Here is a 23,875-nt window from a genome sequence, read left to right as displayed (position 1 = left end):
GTTTACCTTATTTTTTGTATTTAAAAGAGATATGGGAAATGCCTGACGCAGCAAATCCAAACACCAGCAGGTAACCTGCTTCGGGCAAAACATCTTTGATCTGTTTTCCCCTCAGAAGGATATCGTAAAATGCGTCCAAAGCCCATGCCAGGGGGGATAAGTGACTGATAAACTGCATGGGTTCCGGCATCAGATAAACAGGAACGATGATACCGCCCAGTGCTGCGGCAATCACGATGGTTGTGGGACCGATGACAAAGGCCTGTTCATAGGAGCCTGCAACCTGTCCCAGCATGAGGCCGTAATTTGCAGCAGCCACCGCACATGCGGCAATAATAATAAGCACGGCAAGCCATGGGCCCTCTATGACAAAGGCGGGCAGGCCCAGCAGGGGGAAAACAAATTTACCGATGAAAAAAACAAAGAAAAACTGAATCAGGCACACACAGATATAGGCGGCAATTTTTCCAAATATAAATATAAATCCCGGAACAGGCATGGTTTTGAGCCGGGCCAGGGTTTTATTGTCACGCTCCTGGATCATGCTGCCGGCAATGGGCACACAGATGAAAAAGATGCCGAATAAGGCCCAGGCCGGCACATTCTGCTGAACCGATGTGGGCATTTTAATGAATCCGAATTCCGTTGCCCAGGCCTCTTTGATGTCAAACCACGGGGCAGGCGGTGACGTATCCGGGAGCCTGTCCGTCAATAAAAGTGCCTGTCGCAGTTTGATCTCATACTCCAGACATAAAAGCACCTTTGAGATTGAACTTAACACCGCAGCCCGAAAGCCCCCCTGGACCGAAGGATCGAAATATACGGTGATCTGTCTGCTGTCTGTGCCTGAGGGATCAGTTTGTCCCAGGGCAAACTGCCGGGCCTTGTCAAAAGCAAAGCGGGTGCTGCCCCGGGGAATGATAATGCTGAACTGGTACTGGCCTTTATTCACAAGGGATTTTGCAGCGGCCTCGGTGTCACAGCCGATATCTTTCCCGTTTACGGCAATAATATTGTCCGACGCTTTTAAGCCTTTAAAAATAATTTTCCCGATCTCATTTTTATCGTTATCAAGGACCAGAACATGGGTGGTGGGGTTCAGCACTTTTTCCTGCACAAGACAGACAATGGTCACCAGCACGGCAGGCATGACAAACAACAGCACCAGCCCCACCCGGTCCCGGATGAGCAAAAGCAGTTCTTTTTTTAATGTGGCAGCCAAAAGTCCCATTAACAATTAGTCTCTTTTCCTGTGGCAGTCAAAAACAGCTCATTAAGATCACGGCATTTGTCATTGCCGCTGATCAGATCTCTGGTGGCACCTTGGGCAAGGCAGATGCCCTTGTCCATGATCAGGACCCGTGAACAGATTTTTTCGGCCTCTTCCATGTAATGGGTGGTATAGATAAGGGTGCTGCCCTTAAGGCTTAACTGCTGAATCCGGGCGAGCAATGCGTTGCGGGAGGGAACATCCATTCCCACGGTGGGTTCATCCAGAAAAATCAGTGCCGGATCGTGCAGAATCCCGCAGGCAATATTAAACCTGCGCTGGATGCCGCCGGAACATTTGCCTGCCAGCTCATCGGCAAAATCATCAAGGTCAAACAATGCCAGGGTTTCAGAAATTTTCAAACCCAGCGCTTTTTTTTTAAGGCCGTATAACGTGCCGAAGTAGCGCATGTTTTCCCGTCCGGTGAGTTTGGGGAACAAAGCGATTTCCTGGGGGATCAGGCTGATAAGGCGCCTGACTTTAACGGGATGTTTCAAGGCGTCCACCCCGCAGATCCGCACGCTGCCCCGGGTGGGTTTTATCAAGGTGGACAAAATTGAGATGGTTGTGGTTTTCCCCGCACCGTTGGACCCCAGCAATCCGAAAATCTCGCCTTTTTCAACCCTTAAATTCAGGTCGTTCAAGACATCTTTGCTGCCGCCTGGATAGCGTTTTCCCAATCCACTGACCTCAAGAACCGATTGATCATTATCAGCCGGCAATGGATAAAAGTTCCTTAAAGGTGCGGGTTTCGATATCCGCGCAGGCATTAAGCACCTGACGCATGGCATGTACCGAGTCGTCCTGGGTTGCCCTGCCTTTGCAATGCCTTGCGGCCTTGACGGCAAATCTGCGCCACAGATCTCCGGAAGCTGTCATCTGTTCGGCCATGGGGGTGAGCCGCGGGTCATCCAATATCCCGGCAGCCTGCTGGAGAAAGGCCGAATACATGAAGCGAAAGCCGCCGCCGCCTGTACCGATCTCCTCCTGCATCCGTATGAGCTGACCCAAAAGGAGTATGGTTTTCTCCTGGCCGAATTTTTCAGGCCACTTTTCAACACATTTTCCCAGGAAACGGATCCCCCGGGTGCCCAGAAACGGCACAGGCGTTTTCACCATGCTTTTTGCCGCACCTTTGATCCCGGACAATATGGCCGGTTTAAGATCAATTTTTCCAGGTACCCGGGTAATCCGGTACATGCTTCCCTTGGGTGCAAGTGCCCCCTTTGCAAACCGGGCAAGGGCCAGGTCCTTTGCCGGGCACTCTACCACCGACGGAAAAACCGGATCACTGATGATATAGTTATCCCCCTGTTTGCCGATCACTACGATATTGTGCATGTTAAAATGAAATCTCAGTGCCGGGGGAAAATACGGGAGCCAGTACCCGCCGGTCCGGCATCCCACGGGATGCCCCTTGTCAAGTTCCATGTCCAGGGCATCCATGGCTTTGGGGACGCTTGAAAACTTCTGCCATTTGACGTCAATACCCAAAGACCGGGTCACGCTTTTGAATATTTTGCCCACCGGGCACCGAAAGGTTGTCAGCGGCAGTTCATTGACCTTGATAAACGGCAGGTATCCGAAAAAGATGCCCTGGCCGATGCCAAATGCCAGGGCTTCTGAAAGCTGCGGGTCACTTTCTTTTACGGCATGATTGATCAGGTTTGCTGTGACCCCGCATTCGCAATGGGCAGACTGGGTATGTTTAAAATCAATTATCATTTTTTTATATTTATATATGGCAATCCCTGGTCAGTTTGTCCGGCAGCGATGTTAATTCATCCACGGATACATTGAATAATGCCGCGTACTTGTCCAGTACATTTTTTTTGATTCTTTTGAATACCGCAGGCTTGAGATGCCGTCTGACCTGCCAGCAATACAATCCCATATACTGGGCAAGAAGCCTGATATCCATCTGGTTGCACGCCATATAAAACCCAATGGGACTGAGCTTTCCGCCAAGGATATCTTCACGGGCCTTATTTATTTTTTTTTCAATGGCCTGCCATGCCTGTCTGTTTGCTATATTTTTGGGATACCAGCCAATACTCTGCACCAGATTGTAATTGCCGTTCTGGTCTACGGCATAGCATATTTCACGGCCATAATCGTCTAAAATACCAGGGTCTTGGGGGACGTCTTTAATTTCCATCACAGATAAAAACTTGTGTTAAAAAAGGGGTTAAAAAATAGTGTGTTCAAAGTTTGCATAGGACTTACACTGAATTTATCGTTAAAAACAAGCCTAATTTTACAATGTGCTTCCATTGGCCTGCCTTAAATGATATTTCGAATGGGAAAATTTTCCAACAGGGTCTTGTTTGCCGGTCACCAGCCTGACGATAGGAGCTTAAATTATGACATGTGGTGCTTACATTGCTGCAATGGGAATTATCTCCGCATTGGGGACAGGGACGGACAGCACCTTCCAGGCCCTTAAACGCTGCGAATCCGGCCTGGTTTCCGTGGATTTTTTTCAACTCAACCGTCCGGAGTTTCCCAAGGTGGGCATGGTCCGCGGGACAATCAAAAACACGCTGCCCAGAACACACGAGCTTGCCCGGATCGCTGCCGGACAGATCATGGCCCAATGCAGCCTGGTTCCGGATGCCGTTGTTCTCGGGGTCACCACCGGGGGCATGCTGACCTGCGAATCCCTGCTTAAAGCAAAGGAAACCGATCCAGCGCTTTTTCAATACCACGGTCTGGGAACGGTTGCAGAGGATATTGCCGAACTGGTTGGCTGCACCGGCCCGGCTATCACCGTGGCCACGGCCTGCGCTTCGGGAAACACGGCCCTGACAATCGCTTTGGAGATGATCCGTTCGGGCCAGGCACAAACCGTCCTGGCCGGGGGGGCAGATGCGCTGTGCCGGATGACCTGTTTCGGGTTTCAATCCCTGCAGGTGGTTGACCCTGCCGGGGCCCGCCCCTTTGACCAAAATCGTTCCGGCATGAGTGTTGCCGAGGGTGCAGGCCTGCTGCTGCTTGTATCCCAAAGACCTGAAAATCCCGTTGCACAACTGTCCGGCGGCGGCCTGTCCTGTGATGCATTCCACGCCTCATCCCCGCACCCCGAAGGGAACGGGGCGTTTGATGCCATGGCAAAAGCCCTGGATGACGCCGGTATCACACCCGAACAGGTCGATTACATCAGCCTTCACGGCACCGGCACCGAGGCCAATGACAAGGCCGAAGCCATGGCCGTGAACCGGCTTTTTAACCGGAACAGACCTGCGGCATCATCAATAAAAGGCGCCACAGGCCACCCCATGGCCGCTGCCGGGGCCATTGAAGCGGTCATTTCCGCCCTGGCCGTATCCAAAGGCATCATTCCCGGCAATACCGGGTTCAGTACACCGGATCCTGAACTCAATTTTATCCCGGTGCCCGGTCCCATACAAAAGCCAGTTCACAGGGTATTGTCAAACACATTTGGATTTGGGGGCAATAATGCGGCCATTGTGATATCAGAAACCCAAAACCGGACATCCGGGGCCTGGGCCCGGGATGTAAAAGGGGGGCAAGAGCCGAAGATGGGTCCCATGTCGGTTCTGGGTTACGCCTGTGTGACCGGTGCGGGCACCACGGCTGAAAGCCTGGACGCATTTTACAAGGGGCAGTCCCTTGCCGGAATGATCCCGGACAAAATCCTGACAGACCTGCTCTCCTTGAAAAAAGTGCGGCGGATGAAACGGTTTTCCCGCCTGATGCTGGCCCTGGCAGTCCTGGCCGGGAAAAATATTTCCGGCATATCGCCGGCATCCATTATCGGCGGAACCGGCTGGGGATCTTTGTCGGAAACCTGGGATTTTCTTTCGCGGCTTTTTGCAGGCAATGAAATGTCCTCCAGCCCCATTGATTTTGTGGGATCAGTCCACAACGCAGCCCTGGGCCATGTGGCCATGGAACTGGGTGCCAAAGGCGCAAACATCACCACCACGGGCGGGGATGCCTCCTTTGAACAGGCCCTTTGGACAGCCGGGATGCTAAGTCAAAAGGATCATGCCCCCATGATGGTCATGGGCGCAGATGAACACCATAAGGATCTGTCTTTCAGATTTGACATGTCCGTGGTCCCCGGGAACACGGCATCGGACGGCGGCGGTGCCCTAGTGCTGGTCCCGGGGGCGGTGCCCGGCAAAACCACCCTGACTCCCCGTCTTTTTATGAAAAATGACAATAATGTGCCACCCCAAGATGCCCTGGCAGGCCTTATCCGGGAACTGCCGGAGGTCAATGACAGGTATGGTGCTGTCATGGCCGGTATTCCCCGGGCCTGTGCCGTCCGGGGAAAGGCCCTGGCTGATGCGTTGCCCCACGCGTTTTCATCGTCCATACCCATCCTGGATTACCGCTGTCTGACCGGGCAGTTTGCCACGGCCCCGGCTGTTGCCGCCGTGCTTGCCGTGGATGCGATAGAAAACAACAGGCTGCCTGACCCCCATGCCCCGGGACAATACATAGACCTTCAAGACCGCGGCATTCTTCTTTTAGGCCTTGGCCGGTATCTCACAGCCGTTGAGGTGATGCCCGGATGAACGCGCGTTTTGATTCTAGCGTTTGAACGCAAAGTCACCCATCTGCCGCGGTGCAGAAAAATTTGCGTCCAAACACGAATTTGGGTCCAGACACTATTTTAGTCTTGTTTACGGTGCGTCATTTTATTATATTACCTAACCTTTGAAGAATTAATACAGGCAAGTCAAGGAAACTGTCTATGAAAACAGTTAGTTCACTGCTGGACCAGCAGTGGTATGCACGATATAAAGCGATTTCCAAGCTTAACATAAGAAGTTCCATCTATGATGTAACCAACCGCTGCAATCTGCGGTGCAAGGGCTGTTTCTTTTTTTCATCCGGCGAACACGAGGCAGCCAGAGAACAGATGGATGTTTCAGAATGGGAAGCCTTTATTGACCGGGAAAAGGAGCGGGGCGTCAACCTCGCCATTCTCATCGGCGGGGAACCCACCCTCTGCCTGGACCGGGTTGAGGCGTTTTATAAACGCATGCCCGCCTTTGTTGCCACAAACGGGCTGATCAAAGTGCCCAGGGACCGTTTCCCGGATATGATGGTGGGCATTTCGCTGTGGGGCAGCAGCGACGACGAAAAAACATTAAGGGGAAAGGATACCTTTGCCATATCCAGCCGCCACTATGAAGGCGATCCCCATGTTTACTATCTTCTGACCATTACCCCCAGGCTGGTGGGAAATATCGAGCCCATTATCCGGAAAATCCGCAATGTCGGACTCAAAGTGCATATGCAGCTTCTGTCCAATGACGAAGGCGTGGACGGATTCAGCTGGACAGAACCTGAACTTGCCGCCGTGTGCCGGGAGATGGACGAATTGCTGGACCGCTATCCGGATACAGTGGTCTCCTCAAAATACTACCACAAAATTATTACCACAGGCACCATGCTGGGCAGGCCTTTCGGGTGGCCGGAATGCCCCTCGGTAACCCAGCCCCTGGACAGCCGGAAAAATAACCCCAAACGGCTGACCAACTTCATCCGCTGGGCTTCGGACCTTAAAACCATGCACCGCTGCTGCACCTCTGAAACCCGGGACTGCAAAACCTGCAAGGACGGCGCAGCCCACATGAGCTGGGTCATGGTCAACAAACGGGCCCACATGAACAGCACCCGGGATCTGCAGAACTGGATAACGGTTTATGAAATGTTCGCCAAACTGTATCAGTTCATTCCATGGTAAAAAAAAACGAAAATAAAAAGCCGGTCTACAGGCAGATCGAAACGATCCACAAAGTCCCGTTCCACGACCTGGACCCCATGCATGTGATGTGGCACGGCAATTATTATAAATACTTTGATATCGCAAGGTTTGATCTGTTTAAAGCCGCGGGCATTGACCTGTATGAATACTCCATGTCAAAACAGATCAGCTTTCCGGTGAGCCGTTCATCCATCAAGCATATTGCGCCCTTAAAATTTCATGACGAATTCATCTGCAAAGCGGTTGTGACTGCGGCTGAATACAAGATTGCCATGGATTTTGAAATCCGGCTTAAAGATACGGGCCAGGTCTGCGCCCGGGGAAAAAGCGAACAACTGGCTGTGCGTGTTCCTGAAATGACGCTTCAGTACAGACTCCCCGGGGATATAATTTCATCGCTTCTGGTGTGACGCCATGCCAAAAGGCCCTTTTGAATGTACTGACACACAAAAAATTACAAAAGCCCTTGCCATTGGCTACGAACGGATTGTGGCCTGGGCCGATCTGCTGGATCAGGTGAATGTCTTTCCGGTCCATGATTCAGATACCGGCAAAAACCTGAAGATCAGCCTGGCGCCGTTTAAGCAGGTTGAATCGGTCAATGGCCCCGGCAACATATCTTCAGGGGGTGATTTTGACCAACACGCCTTTAATCAATTAATTAATAAGCTGTCAATGTCAGCCGTAGGCAATTCAGGCAATATTGCGGCAGCCTTTTTTTCAGGCTTTCTGTCTTGTCCGTTGCCTGCATCTTTGCCCGATGCCACGGGACATGGCTTAAACATGGCCATGAAAGCCGTGGCCGATCCCAGGCCCGGTACCATGCTGGACCTGTTTGAGAGCCAGGCCCGGTTTTTTGATGACAGGGCAGGTAAAGGCCAACGGCAAGAAACGTTCTTTGATACCAACGCACTGACCGAAGTGCTCAGACAGAGTGTGGCCCAGAGCATCACCCGGCTGCCGGTTCTGCAGAAAGCGGGCGTCGTGGATGCCGGGGCACTGGGGATGTTTCTGTTTCTTGAAGGATTCTTCAAAGCCCTTGAGAACAGGCAGGCTCAATGCATTCCGGTTATGGAAAGTTTCAAGGACCTGCTCTGTGTGTCGGCCGGGTATAAAGAATCGGCAGAACCGGCCTTTTGTGTGGATTTACAGATCCGGGCGGATCAAGGCGTCAGCGCTCCGGATGCGCTGATCAGAACCCTTGGCGACAGCGTGGTTATGGCACAAACCGGCCAGTCACTTAAGATCCATGTACACACCAGGGACAGGGACGCGCTCAGGCAGCGGGTGTCTGAAATAGGATCTATTGTGGCATGGGATGACGAACCCATCACAACCCGGCCAGAAAAGGCGCCGGACCGGACAAACCAGAACACGGTGGGCATCATCACGGATGCGGCAGGTTCCATCACCCTTGACCGGGCCGCAGCGCTTGGCATCACGCTCATGGACAGTTTTATCGTGACCGGTGACGGCGGGTTTCCTGAAACCCTGGCAGACCCGGCCCGGATCTATGCGGACATGACCCGGGGCAAACGGGTCATGACGGCCCAGGCCTCGATATTCCAGCGCCAGGAGACCTTCAGGAAGGTGCTGGGGCAATACCGCTCGGTCCTTTATTTGTGCGTGGGCTCCGTGTATACAGGCAATTATGACGTTGCCGTCCAGTGGGTTGGGGCCAACGGGCTTTCGGAACGGATGCAGGTTGTGGATACCGGTGCGGCATCCGGCAGGCTCGGGCTCATTGCTGAAGCCGTTGCCCTGGCATCCGGAACCCTGACGGATCTGGCAGAACTGACGGCCCATGCATTAAAAATCATTGGGGCTTGCGACGAACTGCTTTTCCTCAACCAGCTTAAATACCTGGCCATGGGGGGCAGGCTGTCCAGGACAGGCCGTGTGGCGGGTGATCTTCTCAGCATCCGGCCCATCATCAGCCCCAGGGCAGACGGCGCCCAAAAAGTCGCCACTGCCAGAAACAGTGAAAGCCAGATCCAATATGCCGTAAACCGGCTTGAACGCGAGTTTGGAAAAACCGCGTCACCCAGGATACTTCTGGAATATTCCGACAACAGGGCATGGGTAGAGGCCTCGGTCATGCCGAAAATACGCCAGGCCTGCCCCCGGGCACGTGTTTGCCTTGTCCCGTTGTCCCTGACATCAGGTGTTCACATGGGGCCGGGCACCTGGGGAATGGCATTTTTACCCGAAGAACTGGCCCCGGAGGACGCAGATAACCGCGTTTGCCATGACACCCTTTTCAATCACCATTATCCCTTTTTCCAAGGAGAGTCTGCCATGAAGGTACTTCTGCTGTCCATGCCGGATGTGGCGCCCCTGGTGATTCACCAGGATGCTGTGCATTTCCCCAGCCTTGGCATTGCCAGCATCGGCGGCAATATTCATGAACGGCATGAGGTCAGAATCATTGACCTGATCCGGAAACGCCGGTCCATCAGCGCCTATTTGACGAAACAGATCATAAAGCTTGGGCCGGATATCGTCGGACTTTCAGCCATGTCCTGGCAATGGGACACCTGTTGCCGGATTATCCGCCTGATCAAACGTGTCCGGCCCAGTGCCAAAATCGTGGTCGGGGGATATCATGCCACCCTGATGACCCGGGAGATCACACAATCCCCGGAAGGCAAACTGATTGATTTCATTGTCCAGGGTGAAGGCGAGACCACGTTTAAACGCTTGGTGGAAGCCCTGGACGGCCGTGACGCCTTCCATGACATCCCCTCCCTGACGTACAGAGACGGAACCGGATTTATCACCAATCCCATGGGAGAACTGCAGGATCTTTCCACGTTGAAACCGCCCATCCGGGACAACCGGCGGCTGACCTGGGGATACCATGTGATGAACATGAAGGCCGAGGTGCTGGAAACCTCAAGGGGATGCACCCGCTCCTGCAATTTTTGCAGCATGAAGCACATGTACGGCCGCACCTTCAGGACCTATCCCATTGACAGGGTCATTGCCGACCTTGATGACATTTACTACAATAAAAAAACCCGGCTGGCCTTTATTGTGGATGACAACCTGGTTCTGGACACAGATAGGGTCATCCGGCTGTGTGATGCCATCATCCAGCAAAGATACAGGCGTCTGAAACTGGTGGTCCAGGCTGACAGCCTGACCATGGCCACCCATGAGGATATGATCCGGAAAATGGTCCAGGCCGGTTTTATATCCGTATTTTTAGGGATTGAAAATGTCTCAAAAACAAACCTTGCCGTGGCAGGTAAGGGCAATATTGTGGAATATTCAAGAAAAGCCGTGGCATTGTGCCAGAAACACGGCCTTATGGTCATCGGGGGCCTGATTTTCGGATTCCCCGGTGATGACGAGACAGCCATCATTGAAAATTACCGTTTTTTAAAAGAGATCAATGCCGATGCCGCCTATTGCCAGATCCTGACCCCCTATCCCAAAACAGGCATGCGGGAGCAGCTGATGGATCAGGGGCTTGTTACCAATGCCCTGGATTTAAAAAAATATAACGGTCTGTGGGCCAATGTCAAAACCCGTCATCTGAGTGCCGACAAGCTCCAATACCTTTTCTGGTATCACCGCCAGACCGTTCTGGGGTGGTGGGACCCGTCGGCCAGGGCCAAGGGAACCGGGAAATTATGGACAGGTATCTGGACTTATATGTTCAAACCATTACTCCAGCAGCAGCATGCCAGGGTCCTTAGGAAAAAGGGGTGGGACGGCATTTATAAAGATGTGTTAAAAGAGCAGGAAAAAATGAACGCCTTTGAAGACCTTTAATATACAGAATAAAAATAAAACCCATAACGGTTATTGGATATATTATGGAAAAGCTGATTTCCGAACTGAAGCAAAAAATTGTGGACACACTGGGACTGATGGATGTAACCCCCGGGGATATCAATGAACAGGACCAGCTCATAGGCGGTCCTTTGGGGCTTGATTCCATTGATGTTCTGGAGATGGTCATGATGCTGGAGAACGATTACGGGGTTGTCATTGACAACAAGGAGCTGGGAGAAACCGTATTCGCGACCCTTGATAGCCTGGCCCGGTATGTTAACGACCACGGAAACCGGGGATCATGACCCCATCCGCGGATATGGCGGACCCGGGCGTATCCGGGTATGAGATCCATGAGATCAGCATGCCCGACGACTCGGTGGTCACAGCCCGGATTATCGTTGGACCCGGCTCGCCTTGGTTTGACGGACATTTCCCGGGCAACCCCATTGTTCCGGGCATTGCCCAGATGAGCATGATTTTTGACCTGATGCAGCGGACAATGGGCCCCGGCCTGAAACTTAACGGATTCAAGCGGGTCAGATTTAAACAGTTAATCAGACCGGACACCCTTGTTTCAGTCCTGATAAAACCGGCGGGGAAAACCCCGGATCGCTTTGAATATAAGCTCACGGCGGACCAGGCGATTGTCTGTACCGGATTTATTGACATCTGTGTTGACCAAACCGTCAGCCCCTCGGGACAGGGCAATTGCATGTAACTTTCCTGCCTTATAAAACTATAGGGGTTTTTGTTATGAGAGGCGCTTTAGATAAATTAACAGTAAAAGGCTTCAAATCCATTAAAGAACTCAATGAGTTCAAACTGGGCGACCTTAATGTAATCATTGGTGCAAATGGGGCTGGAAAGAGTAATTTTGTCCAGATTTTCCGCATGTTGATGGCAATGACACAAAAAAACTTGAGCCGCTTTATTCTTGAACGCGGGGGAGCTGATAATTTTCTTTTTAATGGTCCTAAACGCACGTCAACAATCAATATGGAGTTTGAGTTTGCGTCGCTCAGCAGTTTTTCCGCCGGCTCTAATTCATACAGGTTTGAGCTTACCCCAACGGCAGATGAGGAATTTTTGATCAGTGAAGAACGCAAATATATAAATACAAACTGGCGCCTTTATGGAGGGCCATCTAAGGAAAGCCGTTTGTATGAAGAACGCAATGAAAAATCAATGAATGGTGAACGGAACGGTGTAGGGCATTTCGTTTATGAATCTATCTCCAATTGGATGGTTTATCATTTTCATGACACCGGAGAGCGCTCCCCCATGCGCCGTTCAGAGATCGTGGAAGATTATCATAAATTAAGGGGAGATGCGGCAAATATTGCACCGTTCCTGTTACACCTTAAAAATGAGGAATACTTTTCCAGCTATTATAAAAAAATTATTGATGCGGTCCGTTTGGTCATCCCTTTCTTTGATGACTTCCGGCTAGATGTGCGCAAACGCGGTGAAGCGGAAAAAGTTCGACTGAGCTGGTCCCAGAAAGGGTCGGACTTTCCGATGCAGCCCTATCATTTTTCGGATGGTTCTATCCGCTTTATCTGCCTTGCCACGGCACTGTTGCAACCCAGTCCTCCTTCAACCATTATCATTGATGAACCCGAATTGGGCCTGCATCCGGCCGCAATCGTGGTGCTTGCTGAACTGATACAGGCAGCCTCAAAACAAACTCAAGTTATTGTAGCAACCCAGTCTCCTGCGCTTATTGATCAATTTGGCATTGAAGATATCATCGTGATGAACCGTCGAGATGGTGCCTCAACTTTTGAACGGCTTAAGGAAAAAGACTTTTCAGCATGGCTGGACGATTACTCAGTTGGCGAACTCTGGTCAAAAAACGTCATTGCCGGGGGGCCGGTTTATGAATAATTACATTGAGGTCATTGCCATTGTGGAGGGCAAAACAGAGCAAATTTTTATTGAGCGGATTTTAGCACCTTATATAGGGCATAAGAATATAGGGATGCGTGCCACACAGATATCAAAACCCGGGCAAAAGGGTGGGGATGTCCGTTTCTCCCGTGTGCGGCGGGATTTGGAAAATCATCTGAAACAACGCGCTGATACCTATGTGACAACCTTTATTGATTACTATGGGATCAAAGAATGGCCTGGACTTGATCTGGTGCCGCCGAACGCGTCTCCTGCTCAAATTGCCGGAACGATCAATGGGGCAACCAGAACGCAGGTTGTCTCGCTTTTTCCCGGCCGTCAGGCAGAACGCAGATTTATACCTTTTGTCGCAGTGCATGAGTTTGAGGCACTGCTTTTCAGCGATGCCGGGATTCTTGCCGGACAACTGGGGATAGATGAATCTAAAGTGGCAACGGTTGTTTCAGCGTGCGGATCACCTGAAAAAATTAATAATAATCCCATGACGGCTCCTTCCAAGCGACTTGACGCCTGGTCAGCCAATGGGAAGTTCCTTAAAACAACCATGGGCATAACCATTGCCAAAGAGATCGGCATAGACAAGATTCGAAACGCATGTCCTCTTTTTGATGCGTGGCTGACAGTTTTTGAAGCGCTCCAGAGCGGTTGCCAATGAATGATTTCTGTTACCCTTGACCCCGGAATCCTGAAATGGATATCCTGGCAGGAATATGTTAAGACGCTTTAAAATTATAAAAGGGAGAAAAATCAAAAAATGAACAAAGTAAAAACCATTGACGAGGTCATTATCCATGTGGCCCGGATTATTATTGATGAACTCATGATTGAAGATGTGACGCCTGAAACCTTTGATCCGGAAATGGACCTTGTGGATGAAGTCGGTATTGACAGCATGGACCTTGCCACCGTGGCCCTGGTGATCCAGGATGAATACGGCATCCGTATTGACGAGGATGACTACCCCAAACTGACCAACATCCGGCTCATTGCTGAATACATCAACAATAAATTATAAAAGCGCGCTCCATGCAAAAACAGTGGAAATTTTCAGATATTCTGTCCGATCCGGTGATTCGCAGCCGATGGCAGCGGGTAAAAAAGTATTTTTTCCTGAGGGAATCCACCTATGACATGACCAACCGCTGCAATATCCGGTGTGAAGGCTGTTATTTCTATGAAGGCGACAAACAGTTTGTCACTGAAAATAACGACCCTGGCGCATGGCAAAAGCTGATGGCCGAAGAAAAGGAGCGGGGCATCACCTTTGTTGTCCTGGCAGGGGCTGAACCGGCCCTGGTTCCCGGGCTTTTACAAGCCTGTTACCGGGAAATCCCCCTGGGCGCCATCGCATCCAACGGGTTAAAATTCATACCCGAAAGCGTGGGATACAGGATTCACATCTCCGTGTGGGGCAATGACCGGACAAGCCAGGCTGTCCGCAGGGCAGACCGCCTGCTTGAAAAACAGATCGAAAATTACAAAGACGATCCCAGGGCTGTGTTTGTCTATACCTTTACCCGCAGCAATATTGACGAGATACGGGATGTGGCACCCATACTTGCGGAAAACGGCTGCCGCTTCACCTTTAATATGTTTTCCGCGCCGGTTGGCTATAAGGGAGACCTTCGGCACACCCGGCAGACACTGGCCAAGACCCGGGATGTCATGCTGGAAATGCTTGGGACCTATCCTGAACATCTGCTCTTTTCCCACTATAACATCCTGGCCCATACCTATGAGAAGGGTCTGCATGATCTGTTTCAATGCTCTTATCCGAGAATGAATCCCCATGAAGATGTGGGCCTGGGCAGAACCTTCAGGCAATACCGGGCAGATCTGACCTGGGACAGAAACGCGGCATGCTGTGTTCCGGATACGGACTGTGCGGACTGCCGCCACTACGCGGCCGGCAGTGCCGTTGTCACGGCACGGCTTTTCAGACACGCCACCAATCCTGAAACCTTCAAGGCCTGGCTGGATTATGTGGATACCTATCTGGCCGTATGGGTGATGGGGTATGAAAAAGGGGAAAACCTAAGCCCCAAATTCGTAGACCCGCCAAGCAGAACCTGATATGGACAGATCGGTTACCCAGGTTCCGTTAACCATTGCCGTATATCCCCACTTCATGGACCATTGTTTTGCAGGCCAGGCGGTTTTTCCGGCTGTGGAGGCGTTGAAGGTCCTGGCCGGATCAATTCAGGCACACAACTTTCTTCCGTCTGCCGCAGCCCCCTGGCATATGGCGGATGTACGGTTCAACAAATTTCTTGTGCTTGAACCGGGGCAGAAAACCATTGGGGCGCTGTGCAATATCCGCCGCATTGACGATAACCGGATCACGCTCTCCCTGGCCACCCGGGTTCCCATAAAAAACGGGGCCATGACACGGCTCAGGGTGCATTGCACAGCAACCTTCAGCACTAAAACAGAACCTGCCCCAAACTTGTCATCTGCCCGGATGCATGAATTCAGTGAGCCGGTGTTTCATGTGGCCGCTGCCGCCATATACCGGGAACTGGTTCCATTCAGGCCTGCCTTTCACTCCATTACAGGTGAATTGCAGCTTTCCCGGTCCGGCGCGTCAGCAACACTTAAAGCGATGCCGGAGGATACAGACGATCCCTTGAAAACGGTGCTGGGATCGGGATTTTCCCTGGACGGTGCCTTCCATGCCGGATGTGTCTGGAGCCAGCGGTTTTTCGGCATTGTGGCTTTTCCGGTGGGATTTGACAAACGGGTCATTTACAAGCCCACGGTTGAACATGAGGCGTATACTGCCCGGGTGATCCCCCAATACCAGATCCACGGAACCCTGGGGTTTGACATATGGATTTTCGATGACCAGGGCGATCTGTGTGAAGCCGTGTCCGGGGTGATGATGCGGGATGTCAGCGGCGGGACCATCACCCCGCCTGCATGGATCAGGGAGGGTGCCTAATGATGTTTGCGCTTTTCTGCCTGATTGCCTATGCTGCAGGCGCTTTGAACGTTTCCATCCTTGTGCTGCAACTGAAAACGAAAAAAGATCCCCGGACCCTGTTCAGCAAAAATGCCGGCACAACCAATATTTACAGAATCCTGGGGATGAAATGGGCCGGATTTGTTCTCATGGCCGATGTGGGAAAGGCGTTTCTGATTTCAGCGGCTGCCGCCCGGTTTCTGTCTGTGCCCGCAACCCTCTGGGTGGGATTTTTTCTGCTCCTTGGGAACCGCTTCCCCTGTTTCCACGGATTTAAAGGGGGAAAAGGCGTTGCCCATTTCATTGGTTTCTCCCTGTTTCTAACCCCTTTATTTACAGTGCTTTCCCTTGCCGGCTGGTGTGCCGGATATCTGTTTTTCCGGCAACCCTTTGCAGGCTCCATGGTGCTTGTGGCCATTATCGGCATGGGCCTTGCCCGGATATCCGGAACCGATTTTCCGGGAATCGCTGGGGTGATTGTATGCATGGGATTTATCGTGCTGAACCACCGAAGCAACTGGCTTGCCTTTGTATCCGGGAATCATTGTATGGACGTTTCAAAAAAAATAGCGAATGACAGGCCATGACACCTGAACCTGAAACCCCCTGGGCCTTTTTTGACAAGCTGTACTGCATCTCCCTCCGGGACCGTACTGACCGCCGGGAACGGGCCGGGGTTGAATTTTCACGCATGGGCATTGGAAAACGGATTGAATTTATCCTGGTGGATAAAGACCGCAACGACCCCTGCCGGGGAATCTTTGCATCCCATCTGCTGTGCATGGAAAAAGCCATTGATGCCGGGGCTCGGGCCTGGGTGGTGTTTGAGGATGACGTGGTGTTTCATCGGTATGACCCAAAGAGATTAAGAGGTGCTGTTCAACATCTGTCAGCCTGCAGCACCTGGACCCTGCTCTTTTTCGGTTGTCTGATCAAGGGCAGTTCAAAAACCGGCAATCCAGGGGTAAAAAAAATCAGGTATCATGCCTTGACCCATGCCTATGCGGTCAGCCGCACCTTTGGCAAAAAGATCGCAAGCCAGTCCTGGCGCGGGATACCCTATGATGTGATGCTCAGAAATCTTAGTGACGACTACCTGGGAACAACGCCTTTTTTTGCCTTCCAGAGCAATGCGGAAACAGACAATGATGCCTGCCGGGGCCTGGACAGGTTCCGGCGCTGTTTTGGCGGCCTTGGATTCATCCAGATGATGAACGAATTTTTTCATGCCCACCGCCCGATGATTATTATCGGTCATTTAGCGGTTCTCGGGTTCCTTGGGGTGTGCCTGTGGTAAATGCAACACAACGCGACAAACAACTGAACATCGGTCTGTTAATCATCACGATCCTTAGTGCGGCATTGATGCTTTTTGTCAGTTTCCAAAGGCTTCATATAGAAACCGATATCACGGCATCGCTTCCAACACACAACCCGGTGATCCGTGATGCCCTTTATTTTTTTGACCACCACCCCATCCAGGACCGGGTCGTTATTAGTGCAGGCCTTGGCACCCGGGATCCGGAACGACTGGTAAAACTTGCCGCCATGGTGGAGGAAACGCTTTGGGCATCCGGACTGTTCAGCAGTGTGGGAATGGATCACTACCAGGAGATCATGCCGGAATTGATGACCCAGGTGGTAAAGACCCTGCCTTTTCAATTCACCCGCACCCAGCTTGAAACCGATATTGCACCTTTACTGGCACCTGGTGCCATCCGGGAAACCCTGGGCCAGACCCATGCCAGACTGCTGGGCCTGGAAGAGGTTGGCACATCTGAATTCATCTCCCTTGATCCATTAGGGTTGAAAAACATTGTGCTTTCAAGGCTGAAGTCCCTGGCGCCGGTTGACGAGTTCAATATTTACAAAGGAAAACTTTTATCCGGTGATTCCAGGCACTGCCTGATCATGGCCACCCCGAAAAGCTCGGGCACGGATTCAAAATTTTCAACCCGGGCCATGGATCTGATCCATGCTATCCAGACCCGTGCCCAGACAGGGTTTTCCCGGCCCGGAGAGCATGCCGTACTTACCTCAGTAGGGGCATTCAGGGCTGCCTATGACAATGAAAGAATAATTAAACACGATGTCCAAAACGCCATTTTCATTGCCACGGCAGCCATCGTTCTTCTATTGTTCTTAGCCTTTCCCCGGCCATGGATCGGGCTTTTGGCCCTGGTTCCCGCCATGTTCGGCACCATTGCGGGCCTTTTTACCTATTCTCTGTTATATGACAGTATCTCCCTGATTGTCCTTGGATTTGGCGGGGCCATCATCTCCATCACCATAGACCACGGCATTACCTATCTGCTCTTCCTGGACCAGCCCCGGAAAACATCTGGCAGACATGCATCCGCACAAGTGCGGGCCGTGGGTCTTATCGCCACCCTGACCACGGTATGCGCGTTTCTCTCCCTGGGGATGAGTGATTTTAAAATCCTTGAAGAGCTTGGCAAATTTACAGCCCTTGGCATGGGATTCTCCTTTGTCTTTATTCATTCCCTGTTTCCAAGGATCGTACCCATGCTTGGCCCGGCCAGGCCCCGGGCCCTCCCTTTAAAACGGCTGGTCAATGCCCTGATTATTCCCGGTAACGCAGGGGCCTGGTTTGCCCTGGTACTGACGCTGATCCTGGTGTGGTTTGCCTGGCCTGTTTTTCATGTGGACCTGTCTGCCATGAGTACGGTGAGCCGGGAAACCCGGGATGCGGATACAAAATTCTATGAAACCTGGGGTAAAGGGTTTACAGGCAAATCCCACCTCATGCTGACTGCGGGCTCGGTCCCGGAACTCCAGGATTTAAGCGACCAGCTGGCGGATAAGGTTTCTGCCGTTCAGACCCAAGGGATTCCGGCGTCGGGCACAACCCTTTCAATGATATTTCCGGGAAAGGCAAAAAAACAGGAGAACTACCAGGCCTGGGTACAATTCTGGACTCCGGAACGGGTCAGTGCCTTTAAACAGACCCTGGTCCGGGAGGCCGGGCAACTCGGTTTCACCCGGGATGCCTTTGACTCGTTTTTAAGCCTTCTTGTCCCGGCCGGCCTTCCGGACGGACCCGTGGCAATTCCCCAGGCCCTTTATCCCATGATGGGCATATCCCAACCCGGGACAGATGGGGGCCACTGGGTCTGGACCACAAGCCTGATGCGCAACCCGGCTGTGGATGAAAAAAGTTTCTATGACGCGTTCAGCAGCGTTGCCACCGTGTTTGAACCCCAGCTTTTTTCCACCACCCTGGGCGCCATTTTGTGTTCAACCTTTGTCAAGATGTTCTTCATTATTGCAGGGGCTGTTCTGATCCTGCTTTTTGTCTTTTTCCTGGACATCAAACTCACCATCATCACCATGCTGCCGGTCTTTTTTGCCTTTATCGGCACCCTGGGCACCATGAAACTTATTGGACACGACCTGGACATTCCCTCGCTGATGCTCTCCATCATTGTCTTCGGCATCGGCATTGACTTCTCCCTGTTCTTTGTGCGCGCCTACCAGCGCTACCGTGACGAATCCCATCCATCGGTTGAACTGATACGCCTGGCCGTATTCGTGGCAGGCATTTCCACCATGATCGGATTCGGGGTGATGTGCCTGGCCGAGCATTCGCTTTTGCAAAGTGCCGGCCTTTCCTCCCTTCTGGGCATCGGCTTTTGCCTTGGGGGCGCGTTTTTGATTCTGCCGCCCCTGCTGCGCCGCTATTTTATGTCGCAAACCGCTGAACCGCCGGCGGGCAGGAATCCGGAAATGGCTATACCTGTCCCATCCCGGATTCTCGCCAGGTACCGCACAGCCGAGGCATACCCCAGAATGTTCGTCCGTTTTAAGCTGAAGCTGGACCCCATGTTCAGGGAGCTGCCAGGCCTTTTGGCAGGCAGGGAAAATATTTCCCGGATACTGGACATCGGCACCGGGCTGGGTGTGCCGGCCTGTTTTCTCCTTGAACTGTTTCCCCATGCCCGTATATCCGGCCTGGAGCCGGATCCTGAAAGCCAACGGATCAGTGCCATGGCAATTTCAGGCCAGGGACGTGTTGATCAGGGCCACGCCCCGGATATCCCGAATGTTTCAGAACCTGTCCACATGGCCCTGATGCTGGATATGGCCCATTTTCTAACACCTGATGAATTCAGGCAGACCTTAACAAAAATCAGGGCAGTTATGGCGTCCGGCGGTACCCTTATTCTCAGGGCGATTATTCCCCCGGCCGCAAAACCAACCCGGGTCTGGGCCATTGAAGCGCTGAAGCTGAAATTAAAAGGGGTGGTTCCCCATTACCTGTCTGTGCAAGCCATCACAGATTTTATCAACGAGGCGGATTTCAGGATGGAATACACCAAAGTATCCGGTAACAACCCGGAAACCGTCTGGTTTGTCGCAAAGGTGTCCCCATGAGTATCTGTACCAGTCATAACATTGGTTGTGCCGGAAATTTTGAATTTTCCAGACAAAAGATCGATCAGGCCGTATCCGGCAACCGGCTTCTCTCCATGGAAATTGAGTTAAGCCTGCGGTGCAATTTTCGCTGCACCTACTGCTATGTGCCCCATGATTCATATTTTGATAATGAACTCAGCCTGGACGAGATTTTTGAGGTTATTCTCCAGGCCAAAGCACTTGGGGCCGGAAAATTTATTCTCCTGGGCGGAGAGCCCAGCATCTACCCCCATATCCGGGAGGTTATTGCATTTTTAAAAAGCCACCATCTTGAAATAGAAATGTTTACCAACGGCACCGGCATTACCCCTGATTTTGCCCGGGAACTTCATGCAGGCGGGGTCAGGGTTGTCCTGAAAATGAACTCCTTTGATGAAGACAGGCAGGATGCCCTTGCAGGCAAAAAAGGGGCGTTTAACATTATCCGCAATGCCCTGGGCAACCTTAAGGCAGCAGGCTATCCAGCCAAGGACGCGTTCCTGGCGTTGAGCACCATTATCTGCCGCCAGAACCGGAATGAACTGACTGACCTGTGGTCCTGGATCAGGGACAACAACATGGCACCCTATTTTGAAATCATTACCCCCCAGGGCCAGGCAAAAAATAATGCCGCCCTTGAACTGACCCCCCTGGAGCTTAAAGCGGTGTTCGAGGAGATCTGTGCCGTTGACCGGGAACGCTACGGCATTGAATGGGACCCCCAGCCGCCGCTCATGGGCAACCAGTGCATGCGGCACCAGTTTTCCTGCATGGTCACCTCCATCGGCAATGTCCAGCCCTGTGTGGGCATTACAAAACCCATAGGAAACATACGGGAAACCGGCCTTAAGGATATTCTGGACCATTCACGGGAACTTGCCCTGTTGAAAAATCACCGGCAGACCATCAAGGGATTTTGCCGCACCTGTGAAAAAAATGACACCTGTTACGGGTGCCGGGGCGCAGCCTTCCAGGTCACCGGCGATCTTTTGGCTTCGGATCCCTTGTGCTGGCGAAATCCGGATAATCTTAAATCCACAATTTAATCGTTCAAACTCCAATTAAATTGATTTTCAAGCAACATAAAAAAAATATCAACGTTAGGCGACTGCCAATTTACAGCCTAAAGCGCGGGTTACCTTGCTGATGGTGGAAAACCTTGGATTGCCCCCTTCGGAAAGGGATTTGTAAAGGCTTGCGCGGGTTACCCCCGCCTTTCTGGCAACCTCCGTCATGCCCATGGCCCGGGCTGCCGTACTCAATGCGTGAATAAAATCGGCTTCGTCTCCGGTTTCCAGGACCTCCTGCAGGAAGTCACGCACATCTTCATGCGTTTTCAAGTGTTCAGCAATATCAAAAGATCTTGTTTCGATAGCCATCTTTCAATCCTCCATTTCTTCCAAAAGAACTTCGGCCTTCTCGATGTCTTGTTGTTGACCGGATTTGTCGCCACCGGCCAGCAGAAGAACTATTCGTCCGTCCTTAATGGTATAATAAATTTTTAATCCAGGGCCGAAGAACAGCCGCAATTCGTATAGCTTGCTTCCCAGTTGTTTGAAATCCCCGAAGTTGCCGTTCTCAACACGAGAGAGCCTGGCCAGAATTTTGATTTTGGAAGAACCATCCTTCAGTTTTCTGAACCATTTGTCATACTGCCAGGTGCTTTCCAGTGTATATTTCATAGCTATATATGTATCTCGCAAGATACATTATGTCAAATATAAAAATGGAAGTGCGGCTATCCGAAGAGCGATAATTTAATTTTTTCAAACCCCTTCGGGAACGGGCAGCGTCTCTTTTCACCTGTTCCATGACCGCCTGCCCGGTCAGTTCCGATAACGGCACCACCGGGATCTTCCGGGTTTCAAGTCCATTCAATATACGCTCAAGTTCGGTTTAAAATGAGGTCAGAACTGTGTTATCCGGATTTTCCGGTTTTTTGACCCAGGGCTTTGAATCGTGGAGCAGAATGATATCACCGGATTTCACCCGGCCCAGAATTTTTGAAGCGATGCCGGATATCCCGAATGTTTCAGAACCTGTCCACATGGCCCTGATGCTGGATATGGCCCATTTTTTAACACCTGATGAATTCAGGCAGACCTTAACAAAAATCAGGGCAGTTATGGCGCCCGGCGGAACCCTTATTCTCAGGGCGATTATTCCCCCGGCCGCAAAACCGACACGGGTCTGGCCTATTGAAGCGCTGAAACTGAAATTAAAAGGGGTGGTTCCCCATTACCTGTCTGTGCAAGCCATCGCAGATCTTATCAACAAGGCGGATTTCAGGATGGAATACACCAAAGTATCCGGTAACAACCCGGAAACCGTCTGGTTTGTCGCAAAGGCGTCCCCATGAATATCTGTAGCAGTCATAACATTGGTTGTGCCGGAAAATTTATTCTCCTGGGCGGAGAGCCCAGCATCTATCCCCATATCCGGGAGGTCATCGAATTTTTAAAAAGCCACCATCTTGAAACGAAAATGTTTACCAACGGCACCGGCATTACCCCTGATTTTGCCCGGGAACTTGCCCTGCTGAAAAATCACCGGCAGACCATTAAGGGATTCTGCCGCACCTGTGAAAAGAGTGACACCTGCTACGGGTGCCGGGGCGCAGCCTTCCAGGTCACCGGCGATCTCCTGGCGTCGGATCCCCTGTGCTGGCGAAATCCGGACAACCTTACCCCCCCAAAGTTAAACGGCGTTGGGCCCGGTTGATCCCGCTTAATTGGCAGCAAGGAATGTGTTTACCCACTTACACTTGTCGCCTGCTGGCGCAGGGCCATGATGTCCCGTACCGGTGGTGCTCCATATAGGCGGCTGTATTCACGACTGAACTGTGATGGGCTTTCGTAGCCAACTTGAAATGCAGCGGAGGCGGCATCAATATGTTCGATCAGCATCAGTCTCCGTGCTTCTTGTAACCGCAGTTGCTTCTGGTACTGAAGTGGGCTAAGTGCCGTCATGCTGCGAAAATGGTGATGAAAGGTTGATGTTCCCATATTAGCCATTTCAGCTAGTTCATCGACTCGCAATGGCTGTGAAAAATTTGATTTTAGCCACAATACGGCTTGGGCAACCTGCTGGCTTTGGGTACCTGTCACTGCAAGCTGACGCAATATGGCCCCCTGTTCTCCCACCAGTAATCGATAAAAAATCTCACGCTGAATAACAGGCGACAGAATCGGAATGTCTTGTTTTTGGTCAAGCAGGTCCACCAGCCGCTGAAACGCATTCAGTAACGGCACTGTCAATTCTCCGGTAGCCATGCCCCTGTCTGTTTTCCTGACTCGCGGTGCCGGGAGCTGGCTGTCCGCCATCAGTTGAGATATATCGCGATAATCAAAAGTCAATCTGAAGCCCAGGTATGGTTTTTCCTGGCTTGCCTCGATTACCTGCGCAATTACGGGTAAATGTAATCCCGAAAATAAATAACGGCTTGCATCGTATACATATGTATCATCCCCCAGCAACACTCGTTTAGCCCCCTGGGCAATCAGGCAGACGCTCGGCTCGTACATTCCTGTGACCGGCTCGGAGGGTTCTGTTTTTCGAAAGAGCGATAATCCGGGAACGGATGTTGTGCGCAACTCTCCATTTTCAGTTAATCGGGCAATGCTTTCCACTAAGCCGTTCATAGCGAACTCTAACGCAATATCACATTTTTTCATAGATTTGCCTCATTGTTTTAGCCTTTATTGCCTATCCATGCTACGCGTTCAATCGTAATACATCAATGTTTTTTTTGCCAGCCCACAGAGGAATAGGCAACCATTCGACA

General features: G+C 51.6%; 24 protein-coding genes. 17 read left to right on the top strand and 7 right to left on the bottom strand.

Annotated elements, in window-relative coordinates; translation table 11 throughout:
- Positions 1–7 precede the first annotated feature (7 nt).
- Genes Q366_RS15205 through Q366_RS15190 form a run of 4 tightly spaced genes read right to left on the bottom strand, consistent with a single transcriptional unit; the run spans position 8 to position 3,428 of the window.
- Positions 8–1,231, bottom strand: coding sequence for an ABC transporter permease (locus tag Q366_RS15205; RefSeq protein WP_035240530.1), 1,224 nt, complete (start codon positions 1,229–1,231; stop codon positions 8–10).
- Positions 1,231–1,992 carry an ABC transporter ATP-binding protein gene (locus tag Q366_RS15200; RefSeq protein ID WP_035240529.1) on the bottom strand — a complete coding sequence of 254 codons (762 nt, stop codon included), beginning with the start codon at positions 1,990–1,992 and terminating at the stop codon, positions 1,231–1,233. Before Q366_RS15200 ends, Q366_RS15205 begins: the two co-directional genes overlap by 1 nt.
- Positions 1,982–2,995: a BtrH-related acyltransferase DarH gene (gene darH / locus Q366_RS15195; RefSeq protein ID WP_035240528.1), complete on the bottom strand. Its 1,014-nt coding sequence runs from the start codon at positions 2,993–2,995 to the stop codon at positions 1,982–1,984. Before darH ends, Q366_RS15200 begins: the two co-directional genes overlap by 11 nt.
- Before the next feature lie 10 nt (positions 2,996–3,005).
- Positions 3,006–3,428 carry a DarG family dialkylresorcinol biosynthesis protein gene (locus tag Q366_RS15190; RefSeq protein ID WP_035240527.1) on the bottom strand — a complete coding sequence of 141 codons (423 nt, stop codon included), beginning with the start codon at positions 3,426–3,428 and terminating at the stop codon, positions 3,006–3,008.
- Between the two features lie 205 nt (positions 3,429–3,633).
- Between Q366_RS15190 and Q366_RS15185 the strand changes: the two genes are divergently transcribed.
- From Q366_RS15185 to Q366_RS15115, 15 genes are all read left to right on the top strand, one after another.
- The gene (locus Q366_RS15185) at positions 3,634–5,817 is read left to right on the top strand and encodes a beta-ketoacyl-[acyl-carrier-protein] synthase family protein (protein ID WP_035240526.1); all 2,184 of its coding nucleotides are present in this window, start codon (positions 3,634–3,636) and stop codon (positions 5,815–5,817) included.
- A gap of 179 nt (positions 5,818–5,996) precedes the next feature.
- Positions 5,997–6,995, top strand: coding sequence for a radical SAM protein (locus Q366_RS15180; RefSeq protein ID WP_035240525.1), 999 nt, complete (start codon positions 5,997–5,999; stop codon positions 6,993–6,995).
- Positions 6,989–7,426: an acyl-CoA thioesterase gene (locus Q366_RS15175; RefSeq protein ID WP_035240524.1), complete on the top strand. Its 438-nt coding sequence runs from the start codon at positions 6,989–6,991 to the stop codon at positions 7,424–7,426. Before Q366_RS15180 ends, Q366_RS15175 begins: the two co-directional genes overlap by 7 nt.
- Positions 7,427–7,430: 4 nt before the next feature.
- A complete protein-coding gene (locus tag Q366_RS15170) occupies positions 7,431–10,796 on the top strand; it encodes a DegV family protein (protein ID WP_035240523.1) in 3,366 nt (1,121 codons plus the stop codon).
- 44 nt (positions 10,797–10,840) lie between these two features.
- Entirely contained in the window at positions 10,841–11,104 is a 264-nt protein-coding gene (locus tag Q366_RS15165) for a phosphopantetheine-binding protein (RefSeq protein WP_035240522.1), read from the top strand.
- The gene (locus tag Q366_RS15160; protein ID WP_035240521.1) at positions 11,101–11,520 is read left to right on the top strand and encodes an ApeI family dehydratase; all 420 of its coding nucleotides are present in this window, start codon (positions 11,101–11,103) and stop codon (positions 11,518–11,520) included. Before Q366_RS15165 ends, Q366_RS15160 begins: the two co-directional genes overlap by 4 nt.
- A 35-nt stretch (positions 11,521–11,555) precedes the next feature.
- Positions 11,556–12,689, top strand: coding sequence for an AAA family ATPase (locus Q366_RS15155; RefSeq protein ID WP_035240520.1), 1,134 nt, complete (start codon positions 11,556–11,558; stop codon positions 12,687–12,689).
- A complete protein-coding gene (locus tag Q366_RS15150) occupies positions 12,682–13,368 on the top strand; it encodes a DUF4276 family protein (protein ID WP_035240519.1) in 687 nt (228 codons plus the stop codon). The genes Q366_RS15155 and Q366_RS15150 overlap by 8 nt, the downstream gene beginning before the upstream one ends.
- 99 nt (positions 13,369–13,467) lie before the next feature.
- The gene (locus Q366_RS15145; protein ID WP_035240518.1) at positions 13,468–13,728 is read left to right on the top strand and encodes an acyl carrier protein; all 261 of its coding nucleotides are present in this window, start codon (positions 13,468–13,470) and stop codon (positions 13,726–13,728) included.
- A gap of 11 nt (positions 13,729–13,739) precedes the next feature.
- Positions 13,740–14,786 carry a radical SAM protein gene (locus tag Q366_RS15140; RefSeq protein ID WP_035240517.1) on the top strand — a complete coding sequence of 349 codons (1,047 nt, stop codon included), beginning with the start codon at positions 13,740–13,742 and terminating at the stop codon, positions 14,784–14,786.
- Position 14,787: 1 nt separating this feature from the next.
- Positions 14,788–15,654 (top strand): hotdog family protein, encoded by an 867-nt coding sequence (locus tag Q366_RS15135; RefSeq protein WP_035240516.1) that lies wholly within the window; start codon positions 14,788–14,790, stop codon positions 15,652–15,654.
- Complete coding sequence (locus tag Q366_RS15130; RefSeq protein ID WP_245619982.1) at positions 15,654–16,262, top strand: glycerol-3-phosphate acyltransferase; 609 nt, start codon at positions 15,654–15,656, stop codon at positions 16,260–16,262. Before Q366_RS15135 ends, Q366_RS15130 begins: the two co-directional genes overlap by 1 nt.
- Positions 16,259–16,972, top strand: coding sequence for a glycosyltransferase family 25 protein (locus Q366_RS15125; protein ID WP_035240515.1), 714 nt, complete (start codon positions 16,259–16,261; stop codon positions 16,970–16,972). Before Q366_RS15130 ends, Q366_RS15125 begins: the two co-directional genes overlap by 4 nt.
- Complete coding sequence (locus Q366_RS15120) at positions 16,966–20,070, top strand: methyltransferase domain-containing protein (RefSeq protein ID WP_035240514.1); 3,105 nt, start codon at positions 16,966–16,968, stop codon at positions 20,068–20,070. Before Q366_RS15125 ends, Q366_RS15120 begins: the two co-directional genes overlap by 7 nt.
- Entirely contained in the window at positions 20,067–21,137 is a 1,071-nt protein-coding gene (locus Q366_RS15115) for a radical SAM/SPASM domain-containing protein (protein ID WP_051958087.1), read from the top strand. The genes Q366_RS15120 and Q366_RS15115 overlap by 4 nt, the downstream gene beginning before the upstream one ends.
- A gap of 54 nt (positions 21,138–21,191) precedes the next feature.
- Here the strand turns inward: Q366_RS15115 and Q366_RS15110 are convergent, their stop codons facing one another.
- Together Q366_RS15110 and Q366_RS15105 are read right to left on the bottom strand one after the other, a co-directional pair.
- Entirely contained in the window at positions 21,192–21,470 is a 279-nt protein-coding gene (locus Q366_RS15110) for an addiction module antidote protein (protein WP_035240513.1), read from the bottom strand.
- A 3-nt stretch (positions 21,471–21,473) separates the two neighbouring features.
- Positions 21,474–21,773: a type II toxin-antitoxin system RelE/ParE family toxin gene (locus tag Q366_RS15105; RefSeq protein WP_035240511.1), complete on the bottom strand. Its 300-nt coding sequence runs from the start codon at positions 21,771–21,773 to the stop codon at positions 21,474–21,476.
- Positions 21,774–22,060: 287 nt separating this feature from the next.
- Here Q366_RS15105 and Q366_RS15100 point away from each other — a divergent pair, with 287 nt between their 5' ends.
- On the top strand, positions 22,061–22,450 hold the full coding sequence (locus tag Q366_RS15100) for a class I SAM-dependent methyltransferase (RefSeq protein ID WP_245619981.1): 390 nt from the start codon (positions 22,061–22,063) through the stop codon (positions 22,448–22,450).
- A complete protein-coding gene (locus tag Q366_RS15095) occupies positions 22,447–22,812 on the top strand; it encodes a radical SAM/SPASM domain-containing protein (protein ID WP_035240507.1) in 366 nt (121 codons plus the stop codon). Before Q366_RS15100 ends, Q366_RS15095 begins: the two co-directional genes overlap by 4 nt.
- 29 nt (positions 22,813–22,841) lie before the next feature.
- On the opposite strand, the gene Q366_RS15090 is transcribed toward Q366_RS15095, so the two are convergent.
- A complete protein-coding gene (locus tag Q366_RS15090; protein ID WP_035240505.1) occupies positions 22,842–23,765 on the bottom strand; it encodes an AraC family transcriptional regulator in 924 nt (307 codons plus the stop codon).
- Positions 23,766–23,875: the final 110 nt, after the last annotated feature.

The organism is Desulfobacter vibrioformis DSM 8776, from assembly GCF_000745975.1.
Taxonomy (GTDB): domain Bacteria; phylum Desulfobacterota; class Desulfobacteria; order Desulfobacterales; family Desulfobacteraceae; genus Desulfobacter; species Desulfobacter vibrioformis.
Note: the sequence above shows the minus strand (reverse complement) of the source record. Positions and strands in the feature narration are given on the sequence as shown.

Excerpts from the sequence above, each read along its gene's own strand:
- Q366_RS15170 (WP_035240523.1), top strand. The coding sequence starts at position 7,431 with ATGCCAAAAGGCCCTTTTGAATGTACTGACACACAAAAAATTACAAAA.
- Q366_RS15140 (WP_035240517.1), top strand. The coding sequence starts at position 13,740 with ATGCAAAAACAGTGGAAATTTTCAGATATTCTGTCCGATCCGGTGATT.
- Q366_RS15115 (WP_051958087.1), top strand. The coding sequence starts at position 20,067 with ATGAGTATCTGTACCAGTCATAACATTGGTTGTGCCGGAAATTTTGAA.
- Q366_RS15155 (WP_035240520.1), top strand. The coding sequence starts at position 11,556 with ATGAGAGGCGCTTTAGATAAATTAACAGTAAAAGGCTTCAAATCCATT.
- Q366_RS15160 (WP_035240521.1), top strand. The coding sequence starts at position 11,101 with ATGACCCCATCCGCGGATATGGCGGACCCGGGCGTATCCGGGTATGAG.
- Q366_RS15175 (WP_035240524.1), top strand. The coding sequence starts at position 6,989 with ATGGTAAAAAAAAACGAAAATAAAAAGCCGGTCTACAGGCAGATCGAA.
- Q366_RS15130 (WP_245619982.1), top strand. The coding sequence starts at position 15,654 with ATGATGTTTGCGCTTTTCTGCCTGATTGCCTATGCTGCAGGCGCTTTG.
- Q366_RS15100 (WP_245619981.1), top strand. The coding sequence starts at position 22,061 with ATGATATCACCGGATTTCACCCGGCCCAGAATTTTTGAAGCGATGCCG.
- Q366_RS15135 (WP_035240516.1), top strand. The coding sequence starts at position 14,788 with ATGGACAGATCGGTTACCCAGGTTCCGTTAACCATTGCCGTATATCCC.
- Q366_RS15185 (WP_035240526.1), top strand. The coding sequence starts at position 3,634 with ATGACATGTGGTGCTTACATTGCTGCAATGGGAATTATCTCCGCATTG.
- Q366_RS15205 (WP_035240530.1), bottom strand. The coding sequence starts at position 1,231 with ATGGGACTTTTGGCTGCCACATTAAAAAAAGAACTGCTTTTGCTCATC.
- Q366_RS15190 (WP_035240527.1), bottom strand. The coding sequence starts at position 3,428 with ATGGAAATTAAAGACGTCCCCCAAGACCCTGGTATTTTAGACGATTAT.
- Q366_RS15180 (WP_035240525.1), top strand. The coding sequence starts at position 5,997 with ATGAAAACAGTTAGTTCACTGCTGGACCAGCAGTGGTATGCACGATAT.
- Q366_RS15105 (WP_035240511.1), bottom strand. The coding sequence starts at position 21,773 with ATGAAATATACACTGGAAAGCACCTGGCAGTATGACAAATGGTTCAGA.
- Q366_RS15150 (WP_035240519.1), top strand. The coding sequence starts at position 12,682 with ATGAATAATTACATTGAGGTCATTGCCATTGTGGAGGGCAAAACAGAG.
- Q366_RS15145 (WP_035240518.1), top strand. The coding sequence starts at position 13,468 with ATGAACAAAGTAAAAACCATTGACGAGGTCATTATCCATGTGGCCCGG.
- Q366_RS15110 (WP_035240513.1), bottom strand. The coding sequence starts at position 21,470 with ATGGCTATCGAAACAAGATCTTTTGATATTGCTGAACACTTGAAAACG.
- Q366_RS15125 (WP_035240515.1), top strand. The coding sequence starts at position 16,259 with ATGACACCTGAACCTGAAACCCCCTGGGCCTTTTTTGACAAGCTGTAC.
- Q366_RS15095 (WP_035240507.1), top strand. The coding sequence starts at position 22,447 with ATGAATATCTGTAGCAGTCATAACATTGGTTGTGCCGGAAAATTTATT.
- Q366_RS15090 (WP_035240505.1), bottom strand. The coding sequence starts at position 23,765 with ATGAAAAAATGTGATATTGCGTTAGAGTTCGCTATGAACGGCTTAGTG.
- Q366_RS15165 (WP_035240522.1), top strand. The coding sequence starts at position 10,841 with ATGGAAAAGCTGATTTCCGAACTGAAGCAAAAAATTGTGGACACACTG.
- darH (WP_035240528.1), bottom strand. The coding sequence starts at position 2,995 with ATGATAATTGATTTTAAACATACCCAGTCTGCCCATTGCGAATGCGGG.